The sequence below is a fragment of the Mesorhizobium sp. B1-1-6 genome (genome assembly GCF_006443035.1).
Lineage (GTDB): Bacteria > Pseudomonadota > Alphaproteobacteria > Rhizobiales > Rhizobiaceae > Mesorhizobium.
In genome coordinates, this window is record NZ_VFWR01000011.1 from 191,775 (window position 1) to 203,234 (window position 11,460).

The 11,460-nt window shown below is 64.9% G+C and carries 12 protein-coding genes; 3 read left to right on the forward strand and 9 right to left on the reverse strand.

The annotated features are described in order from the left end of the window. Position 1: 1 nt before the first annotated feature. The 5 genes from waaA to FJ979_RS22465 form a co-directional block, all read right to left on the reverse strand. On the reverse strand, positions 2 to 1,318 hold the full coding sequence (gene waaA, locus FJ979_RS22445; protein ID WP_140557085.1) for a lipid IV(A) 3-deoxy-D-manno-octulosonic acid transferase: 1,317 nt from the start codon (positions 1,316 to 1,318) through the stop codon (positions 2 to 4). Further along, positions 1,315 to 2,106 carry a lysophospholipid acyltransferase family protein gene (locus tag FJ979_RS22450; protein WP_140521674.1) on the reverse strand — a complete coding sequence of 264 codons (792 nt, stop codon included), beginning with the start codon at positions 2,104 to 2,106 and terminating at the stop codon, positions 1,315 to 1,317. Before FJ979_RS22450 ends, waaA begins: the two co-directional genes overlap by 4 nt. Before the next feature lie 5 nt (positions 2,107 to 2,111). After that, positions 2,112 to 2,357, reverse strand: coding sequence for a DUF4170 domain-containing protein (locus FJ979_RS22455; RefSeq protein ID WP_140557087.1), 246 nt, complete (start codon positions 2,355 to 2,357; stop codon positions 2,112 to 2,114). Between the two features lie 76 nt (positions 2,358 to 2,433). Beyond that, positions 2,434 to 3,237, reverse strand: a complete 804-nt coding sequence (locus FJ979_RS22460; RefSeq protein WP_140583786.1) for a 3'(2'),5'-bisphosphate nucleotidase CysQ — start codon at positions 3,235 to 3,237, stop codon at positions 2,434 to 2,436. Next, a complete protein-coding gene (locus tag FJ979_RS22465; RefSeq protein WP_140494207.1) occupies positions 3,224 to 4,567 on the reverse strand; it encodes a TldD/PmbA family protein in 1,344 nt (447 codons plus the stop codon). Before FJ979_RS22465 ends, FJ979_RS22460 begins: the two co-directional genes overlap by 14 nt. A gap of 157 nt (positions 4,568 to 4,724) precedes the next feature. Here FJ979_RS22465 and FJ979_RS22470 point away from each other — a divergent pair, with 157 nt between their 5' ends. After that, a complete protein-coding gene (locus tag FJ979_RS22470; RefSeq protein ID WP_140521668.1) occupies positions 4,725 to 5,141 on the forward strand; it encodes a VOC family protein in 417 nt (138 codons plus the stop codon). A gap of 26 nt (positions 5,142 to 5,167) precedes the next feature. On the opposite strand, the gene epmA is transcribed toward FJ979_RS22470, so the two are convergent. Next, the gene (gene epmA / locus FJ979_RS22475) at positions 5,168 to 6,214 is read right to left on the reverse strand and encodes an EF-P lysine aminoacylase EpmA (RefSeq protein ID WP_140583787.1); all 1,047 of its coding nucleotides are present in this window, start codon (positions 6,212 to 6,214) and stop codon (positions 5,168 to 5,170) included. Positions 6,215 to 6,337: 123 nt separating this feature from the next. Between epmA and efp the strand changes: the two genes are divergently transcribed. Together efp and FJ979_RS22485 are read left to right on the forward strand one after the other, a co-directional pair. Further along, on the forward strand, positions 6,338 to 6,907 hold the full coding sequence (gene efp / locus FJ979_RS22480; RefSeq protein ID WP_140494213.1) for an elongation factor P: 570 nt from the start codon (positions 6,338 to 6,340) through the stop codon (positions 6,905 to 6,907). Positions 6,908 to 7,097: 190 nt separating this feature from the next. Further along, positions 7,098 to 7,640: a dihydrofolate reductase family protein gene (locus tag FJ979_RS22485; protein ID WP_140583789.1), complete on the forward strand. Its 543-nt coding sequence runs from the start codon at positions 7,098 to 7,100 to the stop codon at positions 7,638 to 7,640. 97 nt (positions 7,641 to 7,737) lie between these two features. Here FJ979_RS22485 and FJ979_RS22490 read toward each other — a convergent pair whose 3' ends face one another. The 3 genes from FJ979_RS22490 to FJ979_RS22500 are packed head-to-tail and all read right to left on the reverse strand — an operon-like array spanning position 7,738 to position 11,365. Beyond that, entirely contained in the window at positions 7,738 to 8,607 is an 870-nt protein-coding gene (locus tag FJ979_RS22490; RefSeq protein ID WP_140521662.1) for a patatin-like phospholipase family protein, read from the reverse strand. After that, positions 8,604 to 9,980: a pitrilysin family protein gene (locus tag FJ979_RS22495; RefSeq protein WP_181168491.1), complete on the reverse strand. Its 1,377-nt coding sequence runs from the start codon at positions 9,978 to 9,980 to the stop codon at positions 8,604 to 8,606. Before FJ979_RS22495 ends, FJ979_RS22490 begins: the two co-directional genes overlap by 4 nt. A 2-nt stretch (positions 9,981 to 9,982) precedes the next feature. After that, on the reverse strand, positions 9,983 to 11,365 hold the full coding sequence (locus tag FJ979_RS22500; RefSeq protein WP_140583792.1) for a pitrilysin family protein: 1,383 nt from the start codon (positions 11,363 to 11,365) through the stop codon (positions 9,983 to 9,985). Between the last annotated feature and the right edge of the window lie 95 nt (positions 11,366 to 11,460).

Consider the following 11,460-nt stretch of genomic DNA (forward strand, 5'->3'; position numbering starts at 1 on the left):
TTTAGCGCCCGTTCGCGCCCTTCAGGCGCGCCTTGACGACCAGCGGCTGGATATAGGGCTCAAGCGACTTCAGCGTGCGCGCCAGCGCGCCGCGCATCTCATCGACGGTCGCGGCGCCGGCCGCCATCATCTCATGGCGCGCGACTTCGTTGGTGAGCAGGAAGTTGACCGCACCGGCCAGCATGTCGCGGTCGCGCACCAGCTTGGCGCCGCCGCTGTCGAGCAGGCGCTGGTAGGCCTCGCGGAAATTCTGCACGTTGCGTCCGGCAAGGACCGCCGTCTCGAGCATGGCTGGCTCGAGCGGGTTCTGGCCGCCTTCGGAGGTGAGCGAACGGCCGACAAAGGCGATCTCGGTCATCCTGAGATAGAGCCCCATCTCGCCGATCGTATCGCCGAGCAGGATGTCAACGTCGGGCCCGATCCTGTCGGCCTTGCTGCGCCGCGCGACCTTGAGGCCCATGCCGGAAATCTGCTCGGCCAGGGCCTCGGCGCGGTCGGGATGGCGCGGGACTACGATCGTCAGCAGGCCGTGGTGACGCTTGTGCAGCATCGCATGGACCTCGGCGGCAACCACTTCCTCGCCGTCATGGGTCGAGATCGCCGCCCAGGTCGGACGGCCGCCAATCTGCCGCTGCAAGGTGGCCAGCGCCCGTTCGTCGACGGGCGGCGGGTTGGTGTCGACCTTGAGATTGCCGGAAACGGTTACCGGCCGGGCGCCGAGCGCGCGGAAACGCTCGCCGTCGACATCGGACTGGGCAACGACATGGGCAAGGTTCTCGAACAGCGCCTCGGCGATGTTGGGGCGCTTCTTCCAGGACGTGAAGGAGCGGTCGGACAGCCTGCCATTGACCAGAACCTGCGGCACGTGGCGGGCGCCAAGCTCGAGAATCGTCATCGGCCAGATCTCCGATTCGGCGATGATCGCCAGATCCGGCTTCCAGTGGTCGAGGAAACGGCTGACCGCCGGCTTGAGGTCGAGCGGCACATACTGGTGGATGATGCGGTCGCCCAATCTCTCGTCGGCGACCTTGGCCGACGTTACGGTGCCGGTCGTCAGCACGATATTGACGCCGTAGTCGAGTATGCTCTCGACCAGGGGAACGACAGCTATGGTTTCGCCGACGCTCGCGGCGTGGATCCAGATAACAGGCCCATCGGGGCGAGGCCGGCCGGCGACGCCGTAGCGTTCGCGGCGGCGGTTGCGGTCTTCCTTGCCGCGCGAGGTGCGCCAGGCAACATAGGGTCCGACCAGCGGATAGGCGACAGCGCCCGCCAAACGATATGCCGTCAGCATGGTACGCGCCCAGCGACCGCTCATCGCGGGGCATCCACGAGACGGTAGGCCTCGGCGGTCGCGGCATTGAGCGAGGCCGTCACTTCGAGGCGCTTGCGCTCCATCTCGGCGTCATCGGCATTGGCCGGCACGAAAACCGGTGTACCGATGATGATGGACGAGCGGCCGAACGGCAGGTTGATGGTCGTCTTGTCCCAGCTCTTCTCCAGCACCTTGCGGCGGCTGGTGGCAATGGCCGCCGGCAGGATCGGCCGGCCGGAGAGCCGCGCCAGGAGCACGATGCCAAGCCCCGCATCGCGCGGCGTGCCATGGGGGATGTCAGCGATCATGGCGACGTTCTTGCCGGCGACGAGCGACTTTTTCAGGGCGATCAATGCCTTGGCGCCGCCCTTGTCGAGATGTTTGGCATTATCGCGCCCGCCGGAGCCGCGTACGGCCTCGATGCCGAATCTCTCGATCATCAGGGCGTTGAGTTCGGCATCGGCACTGCGCGACACCATGGCGACGAGCGGCCTGCCCTTGGGGTAGTAGGCCGGCGTCAACAGATGCTGGCCGTGCCAGAGCGCAATGATGCCGGGCTCGAACTGGGCATAGGCACCGCCGGTCAATTTCGCCGAGCCGTCGACGACGCGGTTGGTCAGGCGCACCAGCCGAACGAACTGCGCCAGCAGGCCGACGATGATGTTCTTGACGAATCGCGACTGCGCCAGCGGCTTGCGGATCCTGCGCCAGAAGGCCTTGGTGGCGCGGCTGCGGCCCCTGCCCGTCGGCGTAGCCTGGCCGGGCGGCGCTTTCGCCAGATCATTATCCATCGAAGTCAACCGACGGCCTTGTGGTCGGGGTCGAGGAGCCGATGCAGGTGCACGACGAAATAACGCATATGGGCATTGTCCACGCTGGCCTGCGCCTTGGCTTTCCATGCCGAATGGGCGGATTGATAGTCGGGATAGATGCCGACGATGTCGAGCGCGTCAAGATCGCGGAATTCGGTGCCGCCAAGCTTCTTCAGTTCGCCGCCGAACACCAGGTGCAAAAGCTGTTTCTTTCCGTCTTCCGCGGCCATTTCGGTCCTTCACATATTGTGAGTTTGTGACAGGTCTAGACCAAAGCCGCCGACTTTGGAACCTTCGATAATGCTTTCAATCATCCAGTCCGGCAATGACGCCCACGAGCACCGCCAGCAGTTCACCGCTGCCGGCGGCGAGCGCGCCGTGGCGGGTCACCTCGCCGGCATAGAGCGGCGCGCGGCCATGCGGGTCGAGCAACTGGCCGCCCGCCTCGCGCAGGATAAGGTCGGCGGCGGCGATATCCCAGTCGTGCGCGTTCGGCTTTACGAAAGTGGCATCGAGCGTGCCGTTGGCGATCATTGCCAGGCGATAGGCAAGCGAAGGGCTGTAGGGCGCCCGCTTCAGCCGTTCCTGCCAGCCGGCCGGTATCCTGTCGAGCAACTGCTTCAATCCGGAAATTTCGGCCTTGTCGCCGGGCTGGCGCACCGCGATGCGGCTACCGTTGCGGAAGGCGCCCTGGCCAGGCAGCGCCCAGTAAGTCTCGTTAAGCGCCGGACACTCGAGCACGCCGGCAAGCGAACGGCCATGCTCCACGACGGCGACGCTGACACACCAGGTGCGCTGGCCTTCCAGGAAGCCGCGGGTGCCGTCGATCGGATCGACGACAAAGGTTCGGCGCGCCGAAAGCCGCACTGGATCGTCGACCGTCTCCTCGGACAGCCAGCCATAATCCGGCCGCGCCGCAAGCAGGGTCTGGCGCAAATACGCATCGGCGGCGTGATCGGCCTCACTGACCGGCGAGGTCCCGCCCTTCATCCAGACCTGCGGGCTGTTCCCGAAGTAACGCATGGCGATGACGCCGGCCTCGCGGGCAGCGTCGCGCAGCAGCGGCAGATCCTCCGTGGCGCCAGTCGTGGTCAGATCATGCTCCGGCAAGGGTCATGCCTTCGATCAGCAACGTGGGGGCGGCGGTGCCGAAATTGCGATCGAGATCGCTTGCCGGCACCATGTTTAGGAACATCGTCTTCAAATTGGAGGCGATCGTGACTTCGGCGACGGGATAGGCAAGCTGGCCGTTGTCGATCCAGAACCCGGATGCGCCGCGGCTGTATTCGCCGGTCACCATGTCGACACCTTGCCCGAACACCTCGGTGACGTAGAAGCCCGTCTTGAGCGAGGCGATCAGTTCTTCCGGCGAGCGCTCGCCCGGCTCGATGGCAAGATTGGTCGAAGACGGCGAGACGGACGAGCCGCTGCGCGAACCGCGTCCATTGGTAACGAGACCCAGTTCCCGCGCCGCCGAGGTCGACAGGAACCAGTGGTTGAGCACACCGTTCTCGATCATCAAAAGCTTGTCGCCTTCAACGCCTTCGCCGTCGAACGGACGCGAGGCCTGGCCGCGCCGCCTCAGCGGCTCGTCGGTGACGGTAATGGCCGATGCAGCCACCTTTTTGCCCATCATGTCGCGCAGGAACGACGTCTTGCGCGCGACGGCAGCGCCGTTGATGGCGCCCGCGAGATGGCCGGCAATGCCGCGCGCCACGCGCGGATCGAACACCACGTCGACCGGTCCGGTCGCGGCCTTGCGCGCGCCGAGCCGGCGCACGGCGCGTTCCCCGGCCTTGCGGCCTATGTCTTCCGGCGCATCCAGGTCGGCAAAATGCTGGCGCGAGGAGAATTCATAATCGCGCTCCATGCCGGTACCCTCGCCGGCGATGACGCTCGTGGAGCGCGAGAAGCGCGAGGCGACATAATGGCCGAGGAAGCCGTGCGAGGTGGCCAATACCAGCCCTCCGAGCCCGGCGCTGGCATTGCTGCCCGCCGAATTGGTCACGCCTTTGACGGCCAGAGCCGCCGCTTCCGCGGCCAGTGCCGCTTCCTTCAACTGGTCGGCCGATACTTCTGTTGCATCGAACAGGTCGAGATCGCGCGTCTGCCTGGCCAGCAGCGCCGGATCCGCGAGGCCCTGGTTGGGATCTTCGGGAGAGACCCTGGCCATGGCGACGGCACGTTCGGCAAGCGCCTTCGGATCGGACGCGGCAGTCGCGGAAACACTTGCCACCCGCTGGCCGACAAAGACACGCAGCGAAACGTCGTCGCCTTCCGACGCCTCGGTGTTTTCGACCTTGCCCAGCCGCACCGACACACCGGTCGAGCGGCCACGCACCGCGACGGCATCCGCGGCATCGGCGCCAGCTTTTTTGGCAGCCTCGACCAGGGCCGCGACGCGGTCGGTCAATCTTGATGCGTCCGATATATCGCTCATGCGCGTGATCCTGCTGTTGCGGCTGGCCCGAGAGCCGCCGTCCCCCATCTATTGTTCCGGTCCGGCTTGTGCAATGGCACAAGCTTCAATCAAAATGCATCGGTTCAGCCGCCCATCGCGAAGCGCGGCACCGCATCGCCAGCACGGAGCATTTCCAATGACGCCTTTCCATCTTGCCTTCCCGGTCCGTGATCTCGATGAAACACGCGCTTTCTATGGCGAGGTGCTGGGTTGCGCCATCGGCCGCTCTTCGGAGACCTGGGTCGATTTCGACCTGTTCGGCCACCAGATGTCGGCGCATCTGCGGCCACGGGCCGCGCCGGCCGCCAGCGACGGCAAGGTCGACGGCATGGCGGTGCCGATCCCGCATTTCGGCGCCGTGCTTTTGATGGATGACTGGCAGCGGCTTGCCACGCGGCTGGAAGCACGCGCCGACATAGACTGGCTGGAGCGGCCGATGATCCGCTTCAAGGGAGAGCCCGGCGAACAGGCGACGCTGTTCATCCGCGATCCCTCGGGCAACGCGCTGGAATTCAAGGGCTTTCGTTCGCTGGAGCAGATTTTCGCGCATTGACATGGTGCAAGCCGTGGCGCGCGGACTCAGGACCCGGCAACAGGCGTCCAGATCACATCCTCGATTTTTTGCGCGCCCGTGGCCAGCATCGCCAGCCTGTCGAAGCCGAGCGCGATGCCGCTGGCCTGTGGCATGACCGCGAGTGCCGCGAGAAAATCCTCGTCCAGCGGATAGCGCTCGCCATAGACGCGCTCTTTCTCGTCCATTTCCATGATGAAGCGCCGGCGCTGCTCCTCGGCGTCCGTCAACTCGCCGAAGCCGTTGGCAAGTTCGACGCCGCAGCAATAGAGCTCGAAGCGCTCGGCGACGCGGGGGTCGCGTGGGCTCGGTCGCGCCAGAGCCGCCTCGGCGACCGGGTACTCGCAAAGGATGGTCGCGCGGCCGATACCGAGATTGGGCTCGATCTTCTCCACCATCACCCGGCTGAACAGGTCGGCCCAGCCGTCGTCGGGCGCGGTACGCAGGCCGGCACCGGTCAGGGCCTGATGGAGCGAATCGCGGTCGGTGATGCCGTCGGCGCTGACCGTCGCAAGCAGATCGATCCCGGCATGGCGCGCGAAGGCGTCCGCCACCGTCAGCCGCTCCGGCTCCGCGAAAGGATCGCAGTCGCGGCCGCGAAAGCTGAAGCGCGTGGCCCCTGCCCTTGTCGCGGCCAGCGCCAGCAGATCCGCGCAATCCCGCATCAGGCTCTCATAGGTTTCGCCGACCCTGTACCATTCGAGCATGGTGAATTCGGGATGGTGCAAAGGGCCACGCTCGCGGTTGCGATAGACCGGGCCGAAGCTGAAGATCCTGGTCTCGCCGGCAGCGAGCAGCTTCTTGCAGGCGAATTCCGGCGACGTGTGCAGATAGAGCGGCTTGCGATGCCCGTCCGGCGCGACCGCCTCGGTTGCGAAGGCCGCCAGATGCGCCTCGTTGCCGGGCGATATCTGCAGGGCCGATGCCTGCACCTCGATGAAATCGCGACGGGCGAACCAGTCGCGCAAGGCGGCGGCAAGGCCGTTGCGCAGCATCAGGCGCGAACGGCGATCGGCATGCACATGCGGCGTCCACCAGGGCGAAGCGGCGGTCATGGGCGGTTTGAAGGCGCGCTGGTTCGCGTTGGGGGCTGGCGGTTCGCGCCGAGATGCGCTAGGCCCCCATCCAGCGCCGCGCAAGCCGGCAAACGCCCGTCAACTCTCGCAGGATAAAAAACCGTGGTGAAAGTCATCGCCAGTTCGCTCCGCAAAGGCAATGTCGTCGACAAGGACGGCAAGCTTTATGTGATCCTCTTTGCCGAAAACATCCACCCAGGCAAGGGCACGCCCGTGACGCAGCTCGACATGCGCCGCATTGGCGACGGGGTGAAGGTTTCGGAGCGCTACCGCACCACCGAACAGGTGGAGCGTGCCTATGTCGAGGAGCGCGAGCACACCTTCCTCTACGCCGACGGCGAAGGCTATCACTTCATGAACCCCGAGACCTACGACCAGGTGGCGGTGTCGGAAGCCGTCGTCGGCGATGCCGCCCCCTATTTGCAGGAAGGCATGCCGGTTCAGGTCTCGCAGTTCAACGGCATCGCTATCTCCCTGGTGCTGCCGCAGCGGGCCACCTTCGAAGTGGTCGAGACCGAGCCGACGACCAAGGGCCAGACGGCGTCCTCTTCCTACAAGCCCGCCCTACTCTCCAACGGCGTGCGCACCGCCGTGCCGCCGCATATCGCGCCAGGCACCCGCGTGGTGGTGATGACGGCCGATGGGTCCTATGTGGAGCGCGCGAAGGACTGAGAGCACGGCGCCAGGCGTCGCCAGCTTCTCAGCCGGACCCTATTTTTAGCCGCTGACGATGATCGGCGGCATCGCCAATTGGCGCCTGCCGAGGCCGGCGCTGCCCGGGCAAACAACAAGCGCAGCGTTATTTCCAGAAGCGTGTCGCACAAAGCCATCATCGTTCGTCCTTGTGGAAAGGAGAACGCCAATGAGAAAGCTTATCGTCACCGAATTCATCAGCGTCGATGGTATCGCCGAGGTCGAGAAACTGCCCGGCGTGACCTGGAACGACGAGATGAACAGGTTCAAGGAGGACGAGCTGGCTGACAGCGGCGCCATGCTTTTGGGGCGCACGACCTACGAGATTTTCGCCGGCTCGTGGCCGAGCGAAACCGGAGACTTCGCCGACCGGTTCAACGCGCTGCCGAAATATGTCGCGTCCAGCAGTTTGAAGGTGCTCGACTGGAAACCGGCCGAGCTGCTCAGTGGGCCGCTGCCGAAGGCGGTCAGGACATTGAAGCTAGGCAGCGGCGGCAACATCTATGTGCATGGCAGCCTCAGCGTCGCGCAGGAACTGTTGCGCCATGGTCTGGTCGACCGCGTCAGGCTGCTGAGCTACCCCGGCACCGTTGGCCAAGGCAAAAAGCTGTTTCCGGCCGGCGATCCGGTGTCGTTTGAGTTGATTTCCGCCAAGCCATTCAGTAATGGGGTGGTGGCGCTGGAGTATGCGCCGGTGCTGGCGAAATCGTAATCGGTTAGAGTGCCCTTCTTCCAGAGAGGACTGGAGGGCGCCTGGCTTTCGGGATCAAAGCTATAGCGGTGACGTGAGGCAACGTGTGGACCTCGCGTCACCCGGTCTGCTTTCCCCGTCTTTGCTCGACAGCAGCACTTTCCCTAGCCTCCACAACCCTCTCCACCTCGCGCTTCAGCTGGTCCTTGATATCCGCCGTCTCGGTCATCAGGACCTCGATCTTGAGGAAGTCGAGCACGCGGTATTTGGACACCGCCGGGCGGATCAGGATGTCGGGCTGGCACTGCTTCAGCTTGTTGGCGATGATCGACTGCATCATCAATTGCGTGGCGCCGAACATCAGGTCGACAGAGGTCGGCCGCCTGTGGTCGGCCTCTTCCGGCGCGCCGACCACGTCGACGCCGATGATGATGTCGGCATCATCCTCGATAAGGTCGAAGGGCACGGGGTTGTAGATGCCGCCATCGATCAGCAGCCGGCCGTCGCGCATCACCGGGCGGAACACGGCAGGAATGGCCGCTGAAGCCGCGAGCGCCGAATGCAGGTCGCCTTCGGCGAACACGGCCAGCTTGTGGCCGAAATAGTCCGTCGCCGTCACCTTCAGCGGGATTTTCAGCTCGGCGAAGGTTTCGGGAATGGCTTCGGGCAGGAATGCCTTGAGGATGCGTTCGACATTGAACTGGCTGACGCGGATGCCGGCCTGCATGGCCTCGGCGATGGTGCCGGGCCGCGCCCGCCACATGCGGCTCGCCACCTCGGCGCGACGGCCGAGGATCGAGCGGGCATAATCATGGATGTCCTTGCCGGTCATGCCGGAGGCCATGCCGGCGCCCATGATGGCGCCGATCGACGAGCCGGCGATTGCGACCGGCCTGATGCCCAGTTCGTCCAGCGCCTCGATGACATGGATGTGCGCCAGACCGCGCGCGCCGCCGCCGCCAAAGGCGATGCCGAAGGTGAGGTTCATCCCTTGTTGGCTCCGGCCAAGGGCGGTCCGACGACCATGATGGTCGGCTCGGCCGACAAAAGCTTCTTCGCCGCGGCCTTGACCTGGTCGAGTGTCACCGCGTTGATGAGGCCGGTGCGGCGCTGAATGTAATCGACGCCGAGGTCGTCGAGCTGCAGCTCGACCAGGGTCGCGGCGATGGCGCTGGAGGAGTCCAGGTTGTTGATGGCGTAGGCGCCGATCATGTATTTCTTGGTCGCCGCCAGTTCCGCGTCGGTCGGGCCGTCCTCGGCAAGCCGCTTGACCACGTCCCGCACGATGCCAAGGGTTTCGGCGGCCCGGTCCGATCGTGTGCCGGTGGTGACGATCAGAGCGTCGGCATGGTCCTGGTTGATGAGCGAGGAATTGACGCTGTAGGCCAGCCCGCGCTTCTCGCGCACCTCTTGGAACAGGCGCGAGGTGAAGGTGCCGCCGCCGAGAATCTCGTTCATCAGAACCGCGGGGAAGAAATCTGCCGCCTTGCGCTTCACGCCGGGCCAGGCAAGCTGCAGCGAGGTCTGCGGCAGGTCGTAGTCGACCTCGATATGCCGCGCCAGATTCGGCTCGACGTCGGCAACCGGCGCGAGCGCCTGGTTCTGCGGCAGGTTGCCGAATACCATGTCCAGTTTCTTCTTCAGCGTTTCCGGGTCGATGGCGCCGACCACCGCGACATGCAGTCCGCTCCGCGCGAAGACCGCCTTGTGCAGCGCCTTCAGATCGTCCCGCGTGATGGCGGCGATGCTCTGCCTGGTGCCCTGGTCGGAGCGCGAATAAGGATGATCGCCATAGAGCGCGCGCGCCCACCTGTCCTGCGCGATCGTATCGGGGTCGTTCTCTCCGGCGATGATGCCGGACAGGATCTGGGCGCCGATGCGATCGATCGGCGCCTGGTCGAAACGCGGCTCGTTGACCGCCAGCCGCAGCAGGTCGAACGCCTCGTCGCGCTGCTCGGCCAACATGCGCATGGAACCGTAGATGCCGTCGCGGGTCTCCTCGAAGCTCATCTCGGCGCCGGCGTCGTCGAGCTTCACCTGGAAGGCGTCGCTGTCCAGAGGGCCTGCGCCTTCGTCGAACAGACCGGTCATCAGATTGGCCAGCCCTTCCTTGCCCGGCGGATCCTGCGTCGAGCCGCCCCCAAAGACGAAACGGATGGCCACCATCGGCACCGAATAGTCTTCGACCAGCCAGGCGGTGACGCCCTTGGGCGAGGTGACCTGCTGGATGTCCATGGCGCGGGCGGCAAGCGCCGGCAGGACCAGGAAGAAGATGGAAAGGAGCAAAGTGACAAGCGCTGCGCGTGCCCTCCCTTCTCCCCGTTTGGGAGACGGGAAAGAGCCGTGTTGCTCGCTCTTCATCATCAATTCCCCGCCTGTTGCTGCGGCAAGAGATAGCCGGTCGTCGACCGGGCCAGCACCAGATAGCGCGCGGCGACGGCCTTGATCTCGCCGGGAGTGATGTTGCGGATGCGCTCCGGCCATTGCTCGATGTCCTGCACATTGCCGCCGGTGGCAAGCTCGGCGCCATAGATATTGGCCATCGAATCCTGTTTGTCGCGGGCGAAAACCATCGAGCGGACATAGCGGTCCTTAGCCTTGTCCAGCTCCTTGACGGTGACGCCTTCCCTGGCGATGCGCACGACCTCCGCGTCGACGGCCGCCTCGACATCGACGAGCCTGGCGTCGCCGCGCGGCGTGCCATAGACGGTGAAGTTGGTGTCGTCCAGCATGGTGCCCTGGAAATAGGCCCCGGCGTTGGAAGCGATGCCTTGCCTGACCACCAGCGCCTGATACAGCCGGCTGCGGTTGCCGCCGCCCAGTATTTCCGCCAGCAGGTCGAGCGCCTCGGCTTCGCCGGGCTTGGCCGTGTGGTAGGACGGCACCACCCATTGGGTGGAGAAATTCGGCACGCTGACGCGGGCGTCGGACAGCGTCACCGTGCGCCTGGTGTTCTGCTCCGGCTCGACCGGGCGGACGCGCGGCGGCAGGTCGGGCCCGCGCGCGATCTTGCCGTAGGTTTTCTCGGCCAGAGCCTTGACCGTGTCGGGCTCGACGTCACCGGCCACGATCAGCACCGCGTTGTTGGGCTGGTAGTATTTGTTGTAGAAGGCGATGGCATCGGTGCGGTTCAACTGCTCCATCTCCTGCATCCAGCCAATGACCGGAATTCGGTAGGGCTGGTTCTGCCACAGCGTGGCGTCGAGTTCCTCTTCGAGCACCGCCTCGGGACTGTTGTCGATGCGCGAACGGCGCTCCTCCAGGATGACGTCGCGCTCGGTCTTGATGACATCGTCGGTGAGGATGAGGTTGCGCATACGGTCGGCCTCGAAGCTCATCATCAGCTCGAGCGCCGACGGCGCCACCGTCTCGTGGAAGGCGGTGTAGTCGTAGGAGGTGAAGGCATTGTTGGAGCCGCCTATGTCGGAGACGGCGCGGTCGAACTCGCCGGCGGCGTGATTGGCCGTCGCCTTGAACATCAGATGCTCGAAGAAATGGGCGATGCCGGATTTGCCTGGCGGCTCGTCGGCGCTGCCCACCTTATACCACACCATATGGGTGACGATCGGTGAGCGATGGTCGGGAATGACGACCACTTCCATGCCATTGTCGAGCAGGAAATCCGTTACCTTGAACTCGGCCGGCCGCTTGTCGGCGGCGAAGGCCGCCGGGACCAGTCCGGCAATGACCAAAGCCAGCGATGTGGCCAAGAGCGTCTTGCGCAGCCATTCAGCCTGAAATGTCATCAATGGCTCCGGTTTCTCATGACGGACGATAGGCGGCGAGCCGATGTTGTGAAAGTGAATTGTTGATCACCGGCATGGCACGACCTGCTCCCCTG